The organism is Candidatus Margulisiibacteriota bacterium (genome assembly GCA_028715625.1).
GTDB lineage: Bacteria > Margulisbacteria > Riflemargulisbacteria > GWF2-35-9 > GWF2-35-9 > JAQURL01.
The window spans coordinates 1-22,084 of record JAQURL010000022.1; the positions used below are offsets into that span (position 1 = coordinate 1).

General features: G+C 38.6%; 2 protein-coding genes. Both read left to right on the top strand.

The genetic code is table 11. The features are described from left to right. The first annotated feature begins 74 nt into the window (after positions 1-74). Entirely contained in the window at positions 75-20,705 is a 20,631-nt protein-coding gene (locus PHV30_04990) for a hypothetical protein (GenBank protein MDD5456373.1), read from the top strand. An 86-nt stretch (positions 20,706-20,791) separates the two neighbouring features. Next, positions 20,792-22,027 carry a hypothetical protein gene (locus tag PHV30_04995; protein ID MDD5456374.1) on the top strand — a complete coding sequence of 412 codons (1,236 nt, stop codon included), beginning with the start codon at positions 20,792-20,794 and terminating at the stop codon, positions 22,025-22,027. Positions 22,028-22,084: the final 57 nt, after the last annotated feature.

Consider the following 22,084-nt stretch of genomic DNA (forward strand, 5'->3'; position numbering starts at 1 on the left):
GTCCTGATATGAGATGTACTTACAACAGCAGCAGTATTCCTACTAAGAATTGGAGTAATACAGATAATGTGACAGTGAGCTGGATCACGCAGAATAATGATATTGGAAGCGGGCTGGGTGGATATGCCAGCAAATGGAGCGCTGTAACGAATGATACAGTAACGGTACTGGAGATAAATATACCGAGCACAAATAGTTCTACAACCAATATGGTAGGAGCAACAGGGAACTGGTGGTTACATTTGAGAGCAGTGGATATGGTGGGTAACTGGGGAGTAACCGTAGATCATATAGGACCATTTTTAATTGACAGGATTAGTCCGGATTCTGTAGCCAATCTTGGGGGTAATTATCCCACGGCAAACTGGGTGTCAATAAACATTATTACAGCGAGCTGGACAATAGCCGGACAGGACAGCGGAGGCAGTGGGATAGCAAGTTACAGTGTATTGTGGGACAACAATTCCAATACTGAAGTAGATAATATAGCTGAACTGGGTGGCGCAGTCATAAGCACCAGAAGTTTTGCCTTAAGCAACACAAATAACTGGTATTTTCATATCAGGGCCATGGATTTGGCCGGGAACTGGAGTGCAACAGTAAATCATATCGGACCGTTCTGGATTGATAATGAAAATCCGGATACCATACCGGGTTATTCAACGAGCAATATTACAACCGGGAACTGGACTTCTGTAAATCAGCTGGTTGTTACATTTAGTGCCGCTTCAGATCAGGTGAGCATGATAGGAGGATACAGTATTGTTTGGGACAGTAATGCCGGTACATTACCTGATACTGTTACGGAAAATAGTGTTGCCCAATTAAGTTCTTCAACAATAAATATCGGTTCTACCTATAATTATTGGGTGCATATCCGACCAGTTGATAAAGCTGGGAATGGCGCATCATCAGCCTTAAACGTAGGTCCTTTCAAAACAGATATAATTCCACCCTTAGCACCTGCATATATGAATTCCAGTATCTTAACCGGCAACTGGAGAAGCACTAACAATATTACAGTAACCTGGAATGCAGCTTCAGATGCTGACGGAAGCGGGATACAGGGTTACAGTTTTCTCTGGACAACAGCAAACAGCAGTACACCGGATCAGATTCAAGAAAACACAGCAGGGCAATTGTCAGCTGCTACTCTGAATTTAACTGACGATAACTGGTATCTGCATATACGGGCTGTAGATATAATGGGCAACTGGGCGAACAGTAGCAATGTTTTGCATGTCGGACCATTCAAGCTGGATGTAACGACCCCTGGTACTGTTAATAATTTAATAAGTACATTAGCCCAGCCGACGCAATGGACAAGCAGAAACAGAGTTACAATAAACTGGACTAATTGCACAGATTTAAGCGGTGTAGTAAGTTATTGTGTTTTATGGGACACAACCAGTCAAACTTTGCCTGCAAATATTAATTTGGGAACAGTTCTGACAACCGCCGGTATTTTGGCAGACGGAAAGAATCATTATTTTCACATCCGAGCGGTGGATGCGGCAGGGAATATGAGTGTGACAGCCGCGCAAATTGGCCCGTTCTATATAGATACAGTATCTCCCAATCAACCCGCAGACCAGGGTATACATACATGGACAACACAGAATACAGTCGGGAATCTTACATTTATTGTGGTGGATAATACAGGCGCAGCCGATAGTTCAACAAGCGGTGTCAAATACTATTATATGCACTGGAGTACACAGGATACGGTTGGCATCGTTACTTCATTTAATAATACAGGACAATATACGCCCAGTATAAGTTATCAGCAAAATGGTGAATATAAGCTCTGGGTTAAGGTTGAGGATAATGCAGGAAATATGACTGACTGGAAAAAGATATACAGCTATCAATACAGCTTGTCCGCTCCGGATGTGCCAAAAAATTTAAAAGTTTACACCCAAGCATCAGGCACAGAAATTTTATCCCGGAACTGGCAGCAGGATAATATGCCATATTTAACCTGGGAAGCACCAGGAAGCAGCTTTGCTCCGATAACCACTTATAACATATATTATGAATATGGCGGACAAGTTATATTAACTGCCAGCCTTGTTTCAAGCGACCTGTTCTATCAATTTGTTAATCCGTTACCTAATGATTTAATAACACTATCAGTGGAAGCGGTAGACCAAACAGGTCAGCGGGGAAATAAGGCAAACTATCCGTTTTGGGTGGACTTAACCGTACCTTTAGCACCAGTTGTAAATGCAGCAACGGCTAATGGCGGTCCCAGTATTATGCAAAACGACTGGCAGCAGGACAGGACTCCATATTTTAGCTGGAGTACACCGAATAATACTGTTGCCGGTATAAGGTGTATCAAGGTATCTATTGATGTTTCAGTTCCAGGCGTAACAAACAATACAAGTGCATTAGATGTTACAACAGCTTTAAGTAACGGTACTCATAATTTTTATGTTCAGGCTTATAGCGCCTCAGGCGTAACAGGTAATGTGGCAACATTTACTATCCTTATGGATGATATACATCCTACATATCCGACTGTCAGCGCCTGGAATAACAGTGGCAAAGACAAGATTGTAACATATGCTGTCTGGCAGAACGACGACACATTATATTTTGAATGGAAAGTTCCCACAAACACTTTTGCGCCAATAGTTTCATATAGTTATTTTATTTCAGGTAATGCTTCGGGGATCACTGATACTCCGGTTTTTGAGATGAGCAGCCCACTGGAAAATGGCAGGCATACTCTGGATGTGAGTGCCAAGAGTGATTCAGATGTATGGGGCGTTACGTACAGCTTTAAAATACTTATAGATGATTCGATGCCTGTTTATAAAGGTAACACTATATATGGAAACTATAGTAATGAAACAACGCCGACAATAGATTTTAATGATTTTATAGAAATAAGCCCTAATTTTGAAAGCGGAATAGATTATTATGAAGTTTGTCTGAGGTATCAGAATGATGCTACGGAAGTAACATTTGAAGCCAAGGTAACTACTAGTCAGTATAAGGTACCGCCAGGGAAAATAGTATTTTCAAATGAAGGTGAGTACAGGCTTTGGGTAAAAGCTTTTGACATTGCCGGGAACCATACAGAATGGAATACTGATTTCAGGCCGTATGGAGGTTCATTGGATAATGGAAAAACGTATGTATACAGATACGAAAAGACACCACCCGGGGCCCCGGAGATATTACAATTAAAAACAATATCTATAAACGGAACAACTATCAATCAAAGTGAATGGCAGCCGGATGACGACCCCTGGATTCAGTGGAAATTAAATTTTAGGCCTCCATCAGGTGTACGTAAATATGAGGTTTGGCTGGACACCACAAAACATGCTTTTGACGATGCAGGTTTGTATGAAATCGAATATGCTTTTACGGCAGACAGTATAAACAACGGGCGGCACACAATAAATATAATAGCTATAAGCGAAGCAGGGGCGAGAAGCGACACTACAAATTATTCGTTATTCGTGGATGACTCAGCTCCTACTATCTCATATCAACCGAACCTGAATGTAGCCTGGACCACAAATAATAGCATTGCAACTATAAATTTTGCAGGCGGGCGGGAGTTGGATACACCAAACGAAAGTTTAATAACATATAACGTTATATATTGGGGTACAGATATTAATGGTGTAACAACCAAGTCGGTGACTACTTTAAATGAATTTAAACCCGACGTATCTGATATAACAGTTTCAGGGACCTATTATTTGCGGGTAAAAGTTGTAGATAATGCCGGCAACGGGGCTTGGCAGACAGTTATGCAATACCAGTGGGATGATACCACACCTGATTATCCTATAAGTTTCAAAGCATATAAAGACAGCAGTAAAATATATGCAATAACAGATAATTACTGGACCTCGGACAGAACTCCTTATTTTGAATGGAGCACACCTAATAATACAATGGCTCCGATAGTAAGTTTTAATCTTTATGATGATTCCGGAAATTCAATAACTGTTAACTCGGCCTTCTATCAATATGGCAGTGCACTGGTTGCTGTTACTTATAATTTTTTTGTTAGAGCTAAAAGCGCATCCGGGCTATGGGGGCCAACCGTAAGTTATCGTGTTTTTATAGACGACAGAGTCCCGAGTGCGCCGATTAGCCTGGTTGTTTCCGACAATAATAATAATATAATTCTTTCGCATAACTGGCAGCGTATGGACCTCCCGAAATTATCCTGGATCGTTCCGACAAATACAATAGCTCCCATCGATAAAGTAGCTGTCTGGTATGACGCTCAAGCCAAGACCTGGCAAAATATAACAGATCAGTATAATTTCGGTTCGGTAATTCCAAATGGCAGGCATACAATAAATGTGCAGCTTAGAAGCAGTTCTGATGTGCTCGGAATAACAGGGAGTTATAGTGTATGGATAGATAATGTTGCTCCGACAACGCCGAATCCTACCAGTAATATAGGATGGACTTCTAGGGATACGGTGGGGTTAATCACATTTGGAAAGTCATGGGAATCAGCGGTAACCGGAAGCGGATTCGCCGGCTATGAATTTTACTGGGGTACAGATGATATGGGGCAAACAGTTGTATCGGTTCATATCAGCAGTGTTGATAACTACTATTTACCGGACATACTTGATACAGCCGGTACCTATAATTTACGGGTACGGGTTTCAGATTACGCAGGTAATTCAACAAACTGGTCAACACTTTTTCAATACAAGTTTGATAACATTACTCCAAATCAGCCGTCTGAACTTTATGCCTGGACATCGATTAATAAACAAACAACTATTAACAATGAATCTTACCAGGAATGCAAACGACCTTATTTTGAATGGCATACACCTGTAAATGCATATTCCGGCATAAAACGTTTTGAATACAAAATGGACAACGGAAACTGGATTTCTACAAAGAATTCCAGTTTTCTGGTAACCAGTGATCTGTCTCTGGATAAACATATTTTTTGGGTCAGGGCTATAAGTTCAACAGATATTGTAGGGGATATAGCAACATATGGTGTATGGATTGATTATACAGTTCCAGATTCTCCCAGGGATTTGAAAGTATATTCAATAAAATCAGGTGTAAATCAGGAACAATATATAGTATCTCAAGACGAATGGTGGTATCAAAAACAACCATATTTAGAATGGACAACACCTGACAATGTTCCCAGTGATGTCAGCATTGTTACATATTGCATTAAGCTTAACGGGGTAACCAGGAGTGAAACCACACAAACCACTTATAACTTTGCAAGCGCGTTGGCTGCAAGCAACATCCCGTATTTAATTGAAGTCCAGGCCAAATATACTATAAAATGGGGCAGTTCTGTCTCCTTATCATATTATATAGATGATACTAAACCAAATTTACCGCCGGTTATATTTTTTACAACAAAAAACGGAGAACAGATAGTAGAAAATGGCTGGTATTCTGTAAATAAATTGTATTTTGAGATAACTTCGCCAAATAATGGATACTCACCAATAATTGATTTCAAAATATCAAAGAATACGGTCGGTACCAATGAGCATTATTATCAGCAGAGTATTACCCAAAGCGGTTTCACTTATATCCTTACCCCTAATGGTCAACAGGTAATAAATATCTGGGCAAAGAGTGCTTCGTTAAGAAATAAAGATTATTATATGGGAACAGCATATGTTCCAAATACTATTAATATTTATGAATATTCAGTAACTAAAACATTTATTGTAAATGTTGATATAGTAACACCAAATCCGATAGCAAATTTAACAGTCAGGACATCAGTAGACGGAAGCCTGATCCCGCAAAATACCTGGCAGACAGATAATACGCCTTATCTGTCATGGGACCTCCCGATCAATACGGTTGCGACAATTGATACTGTCAGGATTCTTATAGATAACAGCATAACAATAAATTTGGCAAATACACTTTCTTATCAATTTTCCTGGGGACTGGATAATGCCAGACATACTCTTAATATACAAGTCAGGAGTGAGTCAGGATTATGGAGTTCACCGGTGTATTATAGTTTATATGTAGATAAAACAACTCCGGATTATGTAGAGATAAGTAAATTAAAAACGGATGAATACGGTACCGATATTCTGGAAAAACAATGGACTAATGATAATGACCCCTATTTCAAATGGAAAGCACCTGACAATACTGTCGCACCGATAGTAACTTATCATGTTTGGGTCAGCAGTCCTAATACAGTCAATCCCTATGCGGTTTGGAAAGGCTGGGATATAAACACCAGCAATTTATGGTTACAAGCTACCCAGAACTTGTTATACGACGGACAGAATACCCTGAACATCGAAGCAATCAGTGCCAGCGGAGTGACAGGAAACAGATTGGAAATATATATTTGGGCGGACAAGAGTATACCAAGGAGTATAAGCAGATTGACCGCCTACAGTGATCTTGGTATTACCCTTAATCTGGACAGAAAATGGCAGATAGAAGATGAGCCTTTATTTGTCTGGGTGGCGCCGACTAATAGCGCCTCAGGCATAACAGGTTATCGTTTTGCGATAAGCAGCTGGGATTGGTTTGAAATTGTTACCGGTAACCAGGCGCCCGGTTACAAGTTCGGTAAAGGGAGTCTGGAGAATGGTAAGCAATACGCCCTGGAAATATGGCCAAAGAGTGCAGCCGGGATATATGGTGATCCTGTAACGATAGATTACTGGGTGGACATAGTAACGCCCGATATAACCTATACAGCTGTGAGAAATTCTGTAACTACAATAAACACATTGCCCTACATCGCCATTTCGGGAAATGACACATTAAGGTTTGATATTAGTGTATTGCCTTATCATGGGACAGTAAATTTTATAGCAACTCCTGATGCAGCAATAAATTCAAAAATCCCGGCTAGCGTCATTAAGCAGGATGAATATACATTCAGGTATCTGTTTAATTCTCCCTGGCAATCTATGCTGCCCGGTTCAGCAACTTTGGATCTAAGAATAACAAACGATGCCATGGTCGCTGAAACATATGCTGACAGGAGAATAATATTTGATTATGCCGAACCTACAATCAATAAGTTGGAGTTATTGGATAGAACAACACAGACCGGGAATTATACAGACGAGAGAGAATTAATTGTTAATATTGATTGGGATGATAATAACAAGTCGGCTGGCTTCAAGGGATGGTATATAACAGAAAACAGTATAGGTTCTGTTAAGTATGATGATGTGACCTGGCAGTCAACATTAACAGAATATACGTTAACAAATAATATAAATGGAATAAAAAATATTTGGGTGTGGTTATGCGACATCGCAGGCTGGACGGTAAGCAGACACACACAGATTATATTGGATACAAAAACACCCACTATTAATATAGACATCGATAATACGGTGACCGGCAGCGGAAGAATATCGGTAAATGTCACGGCTGTCAGCGGGATATCTTTAACACCGGATGTCTGGTATATAGCGAATGGACAGAGCCAGAAAGTAAATATAATTATTAACAGCAGAAATGGGGCAGAATATTACGGGACATTTAATGTAACCAGTTTCAGCGGAGACGGAACAGCCCAGCTGTATTCCAGAGCTACCAGCAACGTGGGAAATGTCGGGACAGCAATTCTGGGTGAAGAAACATTCATGATCAGCACGGATTTGAAGGTGCCGAGCCTAAGTATCTATGATGTGGAAACCGGGAGTACGAATATAACGAACCTGAGGGTAATAGGAGTAAGGATAAGCGAAGATGAACAGGCAAGGTATTGGTTAATAAAAGAGAACTCAACCGCACCCGGAACTTCTGACAGTCTATGGAGCAACAGCAAACCGGTACGTTACACATTTCAAAGTGAAGATAATGGAGTGAAGAGTGTCTATGTGTGGCTGAAGAATGCTAATGGCGCGATAAGCGGGGCAGGGACAGCGACAATAAATTATGATAAAGGGTCACCATATATTCAGAGCATAGAAGTAAGAGGTGGAAGTTATCAGAGGACTACAACCAATATAACTATTAATGTAAGTGAAGCTTTATTGGTAACACCGCAAATATGGATAACCATAAACGCAACCAAATATGATCTGGTTTTAGGCAAAATAGATAATTGGACATATATCAGCACAATAAATATTAATAATGGGACAGAGCAGGGTACAGCATATTTTGGAGCAAGGTTAACGGATAATGTGGGAAATACCGGAACATATATACAAGAGAATAATGGCATTTTGATAGACACTACGACTGTGAATATAAGTGTATTGAAGATTAGAGACAGGAGTACTGGAAGTGAGTTGTACACGAACAAGCTGGTTGTGGATCTGGTAATAGAAGGCAGTGATAGTGTAAGCGGGATAAGAGGCTGGGTGGTAAGCGAGAACGAGGGAGCGGATATGAGTAATATAAGCTGGAACGAAAAGCCGGCGAGTTATGTACTGAGCAGAGATATTGTAGAGACCAAGAATATCTATGTATGGGCGAGAGATATGGCCGGCAATGTAAGCAGCAGGAGCGCCTGGATAATATATGATAATGCTGTGCCTGGAGTAATCATAAGTATAAATCCCGTAGTAGTAACCGGGGCAGGCGGAGTAACAGTATCGGTAGAAGATATAAGCGGAGTGAACACACCGGATGTTTGGTATATAGCTAATGGACACAACGAAATAGTAAATATAAGAGTTAACAGCAGAAACGGGATAGAATATTACGGGACATTTAATGTAACCAGTTTCACCGGGGATGGTACGGCTAATTGCGGGATAAGGGTGACTGATAATGCAGGAAATATATTGGATGTCAGTAATTATAAGGCATTCATGATTAGTACTGATTTAAAGGTACCGAGCGTAAGTATCTATGATGTGGAAACCGGGAGTACGAATATAACGAACCTGAGAGTAATTGGAGTAAGGATAAGCGAAGATGAACAGGCCAGGTATTGGTTAATAAAAGAAAACAACAATGCGCCCGCTGTCTCTGATAGCCTATGGAGTAGCAGTAAACCGGTACGTTACACATTTCAAAGTGAAGATAATGGAGTGAAGAGTGTCTATGTTTGGCTGAGGAACGCTAATGGCGCGATAAGCGGGGCAGGGACAGTGACAATAAATTATGATGATGTAAAGCCATATGTAAGCTTGGTAGATATTTTCAACAGTCCCTATGTGAACAGCGGGAACAAGGTAATAACGATAAATCTGAGTGAAGCGCAAACAGTGACGCCAGAATTCTGGGTAAGCATAAACGCGATTAAACAATATCTGGTATTAAAACGCGCAGATAACCAGACCTTTACAACAAACATACTGGTAACATCGGGAATTGAAGGCAGGATAGAGTTCGGGGTGAAGATGACAGACAACGCTAATAATATAGGAGACATGGTGGCACAGGGAAGATATGTAACGGTAGACGTGACTGTGCCGGCAATCAGCTTGTTAAAACTGCAAGACAAGGATAGCAGCAGCCAAACATGGAGTAATGAAAGAGGAGTGGATATAGAGATAAGCGGAAGCGATGCGAGCGGGATAGTAGGCTGGATAACGACAGAGAACGCAGCGTTGATACCGACATGGGGAAGCATATATTGGGGGGACAAGCCGATAAGTTACATGCTGAACAGCGGTCAGGGGACGCATAATGTGTATGTATGGGCAAAAGACAGAGCGTTGAATACGGTCAGTGCCGGCGCATGGATAATCTATGACGGGCTGGAACCAAGTGTGAATGTAGAAATGGATAAGGACCCTGCCGGGGTTGGAACAGGAGAAGTAAAAATAACGTTAAATGTAAGTGATGTGGAAAGCGGGATAGCAAGTACGCCCGATTTATGGGTGAAGCCAAATGGCAGGACGCATATCAGGATAGAGTTAACCGGCAGGTATGGGAATAGTTTTAGCGGCAGTTGGAATATTACTACATATACCGGAGATGGGACAGCGGAGTATGAGGTGTATATATCAGATAATGCACGGAATATAAGCAACAGAGTGAAGTCGATAACTTATACTGGGAATTTGTATGCCAATAGTTTCATGATCAGTACGAATGTAAAAAAAGCGACGATGAATATTTATGATCTGGATACGTTGGATGGAACATGGACAAATGACCAGGTAATAGGTGTAAGGATAGGAAATGATGAACAGGCGACAGGATGGCTGCTTAGCGAAGATGACAGTATTCGTCCGGTTAGCAGTGACAGTTCATGGGTGGGCAGCAGACCAGTGCGGTATACCTTTAAGAATCAGGTTAATGAGCTGAAAACTTTATATTTATGGACAAAGAATATTATCGGAAATGTAAGCGAACAACCGGTAATAGCGACAATAAATTATGATGATGTGAAACCATATGTAAGCTTGGTAGATATTTTCAACAGTCCCTATGTGAACAGCGGGAACAAGGTAATAACGATAAATCTGAGTGAAGCGCAAACAGTGACGCCGGAATTCTGGGTAAGCATAAACGCGATTAAACAATATCTGGTATTAAAACGCGCAGATAACCAGACCTTTACAACAAACATACTGGTAACATCGGGAATTGAAGGCAGGATAGAGTTCGGGGTGAAGATGACAGACAACGCTAATAATATAGGAGACATGGTGGCACAGGGAAGATATATAACGGTAGATGCTACAAAACCTGCAATTAGCCTGTTCAGATTAACAGACACTACAACCGAAAGCCAGTTGTATACAAACAGAACAACAATAAGGGCCGATATCCAGGCGACAGATACAACAGGAGTGAATTTCTGGATCATAACAGAGAACATGGGCTTTAATGCTGTCTGGAACGATGCTGCATGGCAGAATGATAAATATACAAGTTATCAGATGAATAATTCGCAGGGCACACATAATCTTACATTGTGGGTTATGGATAAAGCGCTGAATATTGTAACCGGTTCTTCAAGCATTATACTTGATAATCTGGAGCCCAGTATCAGTGTCGCAATAAATTATAATCCGGTATTAACCATTAATAATATGGGGCAGGTAATATTAATAACCATGAATATTACCCAGATTGCCAGCGGTATAAATATTACTCCCAATCTTTACTTAAATGTATACCAGAAACAACCGCTGAGGTTAACTATAAATAATCGTGTTAATGATTCCTTCACAGCAATATTAACCATAAATGAGTATACAGGGAATGGTCCTGCTTATTTCAGCGCTGACGCAACAGATAATGCTACCAATATATCACATATTGTACGCAATTTATTTTATCAGGGAGCGACGTTAACAAATAATTTGATTTTCCAGGTCAATTTGCGCCGGCCGACTTTTAACTTATTCGATTTGGATACTTATAGTACCGAGTACACAAATGATTCAGTTTTGGGGATAAGCTATAATTATGATGTCCGGGCCATTAGCTGGCTGATAAATGAAACCACAACCGTAAAACCTGAGACAGATGATCCGCTCTGGCAGAGTTATTTACCTTCGTATTTTATACTAAAAAATAATGAAAACAGGCTGCATACAGTTTATTTATGGACTAAAGATATTGAAGGGAATATAAATAATACACCGGCAATAGCTACGATAAATTACGACAATATTTACCCTTACGCTGAAGACATTCAGTTGGAAAGAGGGAATTATATTAAAGCCTGTGTTTCCCGAATTACTGTAAATATTTCCGAAGAAGTTAATGTTACACCGGATTTATCCCTGATTTTTGGCGGAAGTTCCAGAACAGTTACTATTGATTATTTTAATAAATCGGTATTATCCGGTCTTTTTAAAGTATCTGATGGCGAGAACGGCAAAGCAACAATTAATTTAATAATCACCGACAATGTTCTGAATGTAACCAGGATAATCCCTGCAGGTCTTACCAGAACTATTACTTTTGATACCGTAAATCCGCCTCTCCCGACTATGAACGTATGGTCAACAGGTATCAACAGGCCTGAAAATATCACCGGCTTTTCTAATGTGCTGACTTTGAATGTTGCTGTCAGGAAGAATATTGACTACTTCAAGTATTTTATTCAGGAAAATGTAAACACCCCTGATGAATTTGCATTGGGGTGGATTGATGAACCAAACAGTTATGTGTTGATGGATGAAACACAGGGCACCAGAAGTATCTATCTCTGGATAAAAGACAGGGCCGGAAACATTTCCAATTATGTTTCAGTAAATATTGTGTACGATACATTCGTTCCTACAGGTGAAATTGCCATTGTATCGGATAAACCATCAAGAAACATGACAAATACATTAAGGAATAATTTGTCTATAACCAGAAATTCTGCGACCTATTTTATTGTTACTGAAAATAGTGTCTTCAGACCCCCTGTTTTAGCTGATAACTGGAGTTCGGTTAAACCAACGGAATATACTTTTGGTCAGGGCGAGGGTGAAAAAACTTTATATTTATGGTTAATGGACAATGCCGGTAACATAAATACTCAAAATATTTTTGATTCAATAACATATGATAAGACAACTCCTAATGTGTCAATCAGTACATCAAGAACAGGTTGGGTTTCAACGGGTAACATTTATATAACAATAAATATTTCAGAAGGAGTAATTACAACGCCCCAGCTTTCCTATACAGCAGCAGGTGTGCCACATAATATTGGCATACTGGGTTCAGTAAGCAGCAGGGATCAGTATTATGCTGTTCTGCTTATAACGGATAATTTCCAAAATGGAATTTTAACATTTAATATAATAGTTACAGATGATGCGGGTAATGTAAGAAATATTTTCAATTCCGGTCCCGCGACAATAAATATTGATACAATAATGCCGGATATTACAACTCTGTATGCTTATGATAATCAACATCCTTCAAGACATGATTTAACAAATGACTGGCCATTTAATATCAGCTGGAATATTTCTGAGCTGACTATAGGCGGATATTTTATAACCGATAATAGTGAACTGGCCGGTAAGGACATAAGCAACTGGACAGGATCAAAACCGACAACATATACACCTACCAGACAATATCAGGGCGAGTATACTTTTTATGGATGGGTTAAAGATTATGCCAACAATATCTCGGCGAGGAAGATTGTTGCCATATCATATGATTCGCTTGCGCCGACAGCAACAATTATAATGATCCCACCGGATAATGGTTCGGTTTATCTAATCGGTGAGTATATCGGTTTCACAATAAACATTAATGAAAATATAGCGAGTTATCATGTATATGTTAATAATTTCTATGAAGGAACAACATATGAAGTACCGCATGCAACGACCAAAAACCCCAGACTTTTAGTGGGGACATTTAATACTTTTGACCTTGGCACGAATGGAACTTATTATTTTCAATTATATGTAGAGGATGAGATAGGGAATAATGGCATCATTGGCAATGTTTACGGCAATGACCCCAATCTGTCGGGAGATAATGGATTTGACGTCGGTTCTACAATTGATACATTCAGATTCAAGATAATTGATAAAGACGGAGATCATAACGCCAACCCTGAAAGATATACAAATGCAACGGATGTCTGGATAGAAATATGGGGAGCCAGCACGGCTACAAGTTATAATGTTACGGATAATTTGACATTTAAACCGGATATCAGCGAAATTAAACAAGCTCTGGGCGAATATCACGGTGTTCAAAGAAGATATGATTATGAGCTGAAACCGATCCCCGGCGGGCAGGAACAGGAAGTAGCATTAAATACCTGGATAACTGACGGCAATGAAGTTAATGGGGTAACAAAAAGTTATTCAATAATACTCGACAGAAAAACACCACAGCTGACTCTGGATATTAATAATCAGATTCCCAGAATATCCGCCGGCAGTCACAACCTGACATTAAATATTAATGAATATATCAGCGAAGCCCCTGATTTATCTATAAAATTTAGTGACGGAAGCACCAGTGTTATCACAATGAATCCTGCCGGTTTTTCTGATGCAAACGGTTATTACGATGCCTGGGGGGGAGTATTAGATGTTAACAGTAATACCCCAAGAGGGACTGCGACATTTAGCGTTACAGTATACGATAAAGCAGGGAATATAACGCATATCATAAATTCATCATCTCGCTCGACTTATAACATATCTGTTATACCCAATCCTTCATTTAATTTATCAGACAGGGACGGTTTAGCCATGCCCGGATACACAAATGAAAATAACATTTCAATTAATATTACCCTGGCAGCTTTCGCTGAAAAGTGTATTATCACCGAGAATTTACTTTACTATCCAACATATACCGATAGTTTCTGGAAGAGTATGACTCCAATGCCTACAACATGCAATTTAGATGGCCCGGATGGCTATAAAACAGTTATTTTCTGGGTGAAAGATAATGAGGAAAATATCAACACAGGATTCGTTACATCCGGTATAACTCTTGATACAACACCTCCGACACTGAATATTTCTCTGGCTGATAGCAGTTGCGGTATAGGAATACACAATATCAGCCTGAGCATGAATGAGCAGGTCCAGGCAACACCATGTGTGAGTTATAGGGTTATAAGCGATAGTGTCGCTGTTACCAGATTTGTCACTTTTTATGAGTCACTTAATAATGAAAAGAAGATCTGGAAAGGTAATTTTTATATTGGTAACGTTGATTTTAACGAAGTGATAACTTTCAATGGAGCAGTTACCGATAATGCCGGGAATATAGGCAATGTAATATATGGGTTCCCAACATTCAGCATAAACACAAAGATACAGAATCCCACAATTTTTTATATTTATGATACCGATACCTCCAGCAATATGTTCGTTAATGACTTCGTTGTTGGTGTACATATTGAGGGAGATGGGAACGCAGCGTACTGGATGATTAGTGATATCCAGAGTACAAAACCAACTTATAATGCTTTGGAATGGTCAGCGGTAAAACCTTCCAGATATACAATGAAGAATGTTGTTAATGAAAACAAAAAACTTTATCTATGGGTAAGGGATGCATATAGAAATGTGAATGATGGGGTTGTCAGCACCAGCATTTTTTATGATGATACATTACCTTTACCGGTAATAGAGTTTAATCACCGGGATTATCTCAAGGAAGGTGAATATGCTTTTACTGTAAACATTCATGAGGAAACAATACCGCTGCTTACTACTCCGCAGGTATTTGTTAATCATGGTGTTTCCATAGATAAAGTAACAGTAAGTTCGTGTGATGTTAATAATTTTGTTTGGGTTGGGACATTAAACATAAATGCGGACATGGCAGAAGGTTTAATAACTTTGAGTGTTGGTATCAGTGATAATGCACAAAATTACAGGAGCGTTTTTAGAACAAATATTGTTGATAAGACAAAACCCCAACAGCCAGACTTTGAATTAAGCGATCCGGACACCTTTAGCCATGATTTTACTAACGAGTCCAGAATTAGAGTAAGTATAAATTTTGATGCAGATATATATGGCTGGTATATTAGCGATCAGATATCCAGCACTCCGGGGTTTATGGATGATGGCTGGCAGTTAACCAAACCAACGAATTTTGATATAAGTAGTAATGTTATTGGAACAAAGAATATCAGATTATGGGTTCAGGATAAAGCGGGCAATATCTCCGGTACTTCCACAAAAAGTATTTATTTTGATAATCTGGCGCCAACGGCAACAATTGAAGTGTCCAATTATCCTCTGGTAAAAGCAGGTGTAGTCCAGATTACTTTAAATATCAGCGAGCAGATAAATGCTGTAACTTTATCCTATACTTTATATGGTTTCGGTCAAACCCCTAAAGTTATAACTTTGAATCAAAAAGCAGAAGAACAATACACAGGGTCCTTTAATATTTCCAGTAATGACCCAAATGGTGAAGCGTTGTTTAAAGTTGATTTGGTTGACAGGGCAAATAACTATTCGAACCGGCTTGAAGGTAACATAATTTTTAGAGTGGATACAGTAACTCCTCAGGTAATTGTGAAAACTTCACCCGAGTATTATTTAAATGAAACCATTCTACAACTGACAATTGATGTGTCGGAAATTATAAATACTACTCCATCAGTTTTATTGAAAGGTGATAGTGCAGTCGCGCTGAATCTGACAAAAAATAATTTATTACAGTGGACAGGCCAACAATTGATATCAGGTGTTTTTGGATATAACCGAGATGCATCAATGAGTATTCTTGTAATTGATGACGCTGGCAACGCAACAACAAATATCAGAAATTTTGTTATAGATAAAACCTCTCCCGCAGTTACGATAAGTTCTATAGAGGATTACCCTGATATAGGTATCGGCCAGCATAAAGTAACCGTAGATATTTCCGAGTGGACAGTTGATACTCCGGATTTACAAATGCAGGTAAAAGACGGTTCTTTTAAAACTGTAAACTTACTCAGATCAGCAGGAAATGCCTGGGTAGGTGACATTGTCATTCTTGGAGCATATCCTGAGGGCATTGCGACACTGCAATTGACCGTTAGGGATTTTGCTCAAAACGAAACCACTGTTCACTCAGGTATATTGACTTTTAATATTTTAATTTCAATGCCTGATCCTACTTTGGATATTTCAGATAAAACCAGCAATGATCATATATATACAAATGAAGCGATGATTTCTGTAAGTATTGGTAATGATACCAGAGCCATTAAATGGATGGTAAGTGAAGAACAAAGTTCCATGCCTTTATGGAATGCGACAGGATGGCAGGATTTGAGACCGGACAGTTATACATTAATTCCCGGTTCTGATGGTTTGAGGAAGGTATTTGTCTGGGTACAGGATGGCGCAAAAAATGTTAACAAACTGGCTGTTTCTAAAAATATTATTTTAGATACAGTATCACCAAATATTGTTATAGAACTTTCAAAAAAGGAATATGTAAACCAGGGTGATTTAAGACTGACATTATCTGTTTCAGAAGAAATTATCGGAACTCCGGAGCTGAAAATGGTTTACGCTGACGGGACGACTCTTAATGTAATATTGGCAAAAGGCAGCGGATGGACCTATACATCAGCGGTTATGATAGGTTCGGACGATCCGCAGGGCCTCACAAGAATTTTTGTAAGAGCGACAGATAATGCATTGAATGTAGGCGCGGCATTGGTCGGAGATTCTTCATTTGTTCTTGATACAACGATAAATGTTCCGGTTAATTTCCAGTTATTTGACCAGGATAATCCGGCAAATTCAGACGAAACAAATGATTTAAGGGTAGGGGTCCGCTATGACAAGGATACAGATTATTTAGCCTGGATTATTGGGGAAGGCGACAATATTATGAGCGACAGACCAACAATAACCGATAACAGATGGCAATATACAAAACCTCTTGAATATAACTTCAAGAATGTAAATGTTGAGGAGAAAAAAGTATATTTGTGGGTCAGAGATTTGGCCGGCAATATCAGCAGCGAAGCAGCTTCAGTTAATATTAACTATAATCCCCAATATCAGGATATTGTGGCATATGTAAGAATTGACCTTAACTCCATATATGTAAGCTATGGAGAATTGTTTATTACAACAAATATTAATGAAGCGAATATCGCCACGCCATCCACCTGGATAATGATAAGCGGCAATAAGAGGATAACAATTAATTATGAAGCAAGAATTACAACCAACTATGAAACTATTTATTTAGCAAAGGCATCCATACCGGCAGATCATTCCTGGGATGGAGAAGCAAATTTTGAATTGGTTGTTACAAAAGGAAATGGTACAGTATTGAATTTTACTAACAGCAATTATGTGAATATCGCGGGCGACAAGGATTTTGTAGTAGATACTGTTATAGCTTTGCCTACAGGTTTCCAGGTGCTGGACAAAGATTCCAGGTCTCCGGATAGAACCAATGATTTAATTGTCGATGTTGCAATAGATGCAAATAATGACTATACAAACTGGATAATCGGAGAAGAATTCAGCCAGAAACCGGAAATTAATAATATAAGATGGAAAGATAAAAAGCCCGATGAGTATATGTTGAAAAATCTGCAGGCCGGAGTTAGAACGATTTATTTATGGGTCAAGGACAGAGCGGGCAATATCAGCAGTGAAAGTGTAAGAACTCAAATAGAGTTTTCTCCTCAGGAGATTGATATGATCCAATACGCAAATGTTAAAACCAGCAAGGGGGTATTTATAATCCCCGGTCTTCTGGATATCACAATAAACATAAAAGAGTTTAATACAAATGTACCGAAACTAGCATTGGTTTTAGCTAATGATAATGTGGTAAATATCACATTGAATTTTATTCAGACTGCCAATATTTATGGAACATTTTTTCATGCCACCATGAACATTCCTGATGATGAGAACTATGCCGGAGAAGCATATTTCCAGATGCAGGTCACCAGAAATGACAATTCGTTATTCAAATCACAAACAAAAGAAGACGCGAAATCGATTCTCGCCGGTGACTCAGTTGTTAAAATTTATATTCCTGTAATTGGACTGGTTTCTTACAATATTCTGGCAAATACAGTATTTATCGGAGAAGAAGATGTTCCTGTAATGGAAATTACCTTGAACAATACTACTGAGTTTTCAAGTATAGAGAGCGTACAGATATTTTTAAGCGGCAATATATTTGATACGGACATAACCGCATTATATCTGGCCAGGGAAACATCCATAAATGGCAAAGAGAGTATAGTGCCTCTAACCAGTAAAGCAGGAGTGAAAAACAAGATAGCCACCTTAAAATTTAACACATCTGAAATACCCGCTATAAATGGTTCCAGATATTTGCTATTGGTGAATGTTAACAAATATGCGGTTGTTGATAATCAATATCAAATAGTGATTGAGAAGGATGATTTGACTTTAGATGACTTAAGCAAAGTTAATCAAACAAATTTCCCGATAATTTCAGATAAAATTGATATTATTAAACAGCACAACAGAGTTTTATATAAACATTTTTTTATACCTACTTCAAATGTGAGGCAGGGAGCAAATAATTGTATTTTATCCGACTTCAGCTTAAGGGTTATTGAAGGGAATTCATATTTATCAAATTTTACAATTAATAAAAGTCAAAATGCGCCTGACACTTTATTTTCCAATATTAAATTATTCAAAAAAAATAATGGGGTTAATAACTATGATTTAAAGTACGATGATATTGTCGCGGAAAATTTGAGCTTTACCAGTAATGTCTTAAATATATCATTTGCTCCGGTTAAGCTTCTGAATGAAGAGGAACAACATTTTTATCTGGTATCGGATTTAAATTATATTGCCGGGAATATCCCGACATTTGATTTGATGATAGTAAGTACCGATTCGTTTTTACTCGACAATAACAGTATGATGCTGGATATAAATATTAATAATTCTAATGACACATTTAACTTACTGACTTACATTCCCAGGATATCGACTTCCAGAAATATTGTTCTTGACGATGCTTTATTTGAAAATACCAGCAAAAATATAATTTTTCGGTTGGGATTATCCGCGGACCATAATCAGTTCCTGCTGACAGGATTAGTTATTACTACAGATTATCAGGGTTCATATATGAGCTCGGTATATATAGGGACCATCTGCTATAAGGACGGCACAACCTTAGATGTCTGCGAACAGCAAATTGTAAACGGAAGGAATACTTTGAATTTTATTCAAAATGTTACGGTTGATCCTGTGTCTTCTATAAACATGGATGTATATCTAAGCCTGCATAATATTAATGATTCCAGCATCGAGTTAAAGGTTCAGGCCAGTTCTTTGATCGGCTCGGAAAGAATAATTGAGGGATTTACATCCTTAAGTTTAAATAGAATAAACATAAGAAACGTGGATTATCCTCACAAAGCCAGAGTAATATTGGATAACCAATTTGTAAACAATATTAACAGTTTCAATGCATTAGTCACTTATATTTACGATGATAATATAAAAAACATCCTCTGCAGGATAACAGACATTGAAGAAAACAGGATCGCATTAAACTGGGTCACAATGGATTATAAAGAAGGAAAAATTCAAAAAGATAATTATGGGCGCAACATAGAATTTGCGACAATGAATATAACCAGTATGCCTTTTAGACATGCCCAGAAGTACAAAATGGAAATTAAAGCGATAAATAATATAGGGAAAGAGAGTGAGATATATTCATGGGAAGCGCAGGCTGACCTCACACAGCCTGTATTTGTAAATAAAGAATTATTGGTTAAACAGGAGCAAACTAATAATATAAAGAAGCATGTAATATTCTTCGGGCCGGTTGTAGAGGATGTTTCAGGCGTGGAAGCAGTTGAATTATGGTTCAGAACAGGTAAAAACCCTGAATGGAAATACGCGAAAATGGTTTCCGGAAATAACGACAGGGTGGAGATGAGCGACCTGTTAAATAATACTTCTTATTATTATCGTGTAAGGGCATTAAACGGAGCAAAACTGTATTCAGATTATTTTATCGCCAATAAACCTATAACAACAAGTTTACCGGGAGATCCATTAACGGAATTAACTAATTATCCGAATCCTTTTGACAGCAGAAAAATAAAGACTACTATAACTTATTTTCTGAATGCGGACATAAACATAAATATAAAAATATATAATTACTATGGGAAACTATTATATAGCGCAAACTATACTGCAGGACAGAACGGCGGCTGCCAGGGTTCAAATGAAGTTCAATGGGATGGTACGGACCAGGCTGGGAATAAAATGCCTATGGGCGGTTATCCTATGGTTATCTATGATTCCGAAACAAAAACAATTCTGGGCAAAAGAATAATCGGCGTTGTCCATTAATTCAAAACATAATCTGCAATTGAAAAAGATAATAATCGATATATTAATGATTATAACTCTATCATGAAGGAAGATGGCCGCAAATTATGGCAAGCCCTGTCAACAAACAACTCAACGGTGTGATGACCGGAAGAGACAATTGCGAAAAACTCCAGAAACTCAATCCCAAGGCTTTAAAAGAGTTTGTTGATCTGGTTTGCGGTTTCGAGGGAATGAATGATTATATCAATCAGCAGAAGTATCTGCTAAATGGAAAGGAATATCAACTGCCTGCAAAGGACAGAATAGATGTGCATAGTGTGCGTTTTGTCGGCGAGGGTAAGGATCGGAATGTTGAATACAAGATAAAATGCCTTCCGGAAGAATTGATGGGATTCCTGGAGATTGGATATCTATTAAGAGGGGTTCTTTTAGAAAAGGGATATCAGCAGGAGGCTATAAGCATAAAAGAAACAGAAGTAAACAATGAATATCTTGTTAAAATTCAGCTGGGAAAGAAGCCGACCCCAAAACCGGATTTATTTGTTCAATATGTCAATGGTCATAAGTACAAAATATACAATGTAGAATATGCTGGGAACAACGTCTTTATTGGTGATAACCATGCAAATATTGAACAGCAAAATTTTAAACGAGACTTGATCAGCGAAGCTGTAAACAAGAAACTGGTTGTATTTATCGAATTAACTAGAGATGAAGATATGGAAAAGTATATGGCTAAAAAACTTGTCGGTAAAACTGATAGCGGATATTTGTATGGAATGGATGATTATTATGCCAGGACTTTCAGTATGTACGCTCTCGGATATAATACATTATCAGACAGTCAAAATCCTAACCAGGAAAGATTCAAGGAAAAAATGATTATTGATTGCGTCAGAGATCACAGCCTGGCAGGTATTTGGGAGATGATTACGGGCAAGATGGGGAAAATAGTGCCTCTGGCTGCAAGTATTCCAGAGGCGATTAAATCGGCGAAAACTCTCAAAGATGTGCTTGATACAATAAAAAATAACCCAAATTATCAGGATAATCTGCAGTGGTTAAAGATATGCCGGTTTATCCTGGAAGCGATGAAAGGAAAAGTTATATCCATGGGCGCAAACAGAAAATTGATCGACGATTTTTTGGACAATCCTCAAAAAATGTTCTCAACATTTTATGAACAGATAAATATAAATTTTAGAAATGAATATATGGCCCAAAATATTAAGGCTGTAATGAGCAAATTTCCTGCTGATAAAAAATATACAGTGATTGTGGGCCTGGACCATTTACAGAACTTATTCCAGCTATTATGCCGACTTTCACAACCACTTTAAGTGGGAAAAGATCAAAAGAAGCAGTCTTAAACACCTGATATTAAATATAAATAACGG

Excerpts from the sequence above, each read along its gene's own strand:
- PHV30_04995 (MDD5456374.1), top strand. The coding sequence starts at position 20,792 with ATGGCAAGCCCTGTCAACAAACAACTCAACGGTGTGATGACCGGAAGA.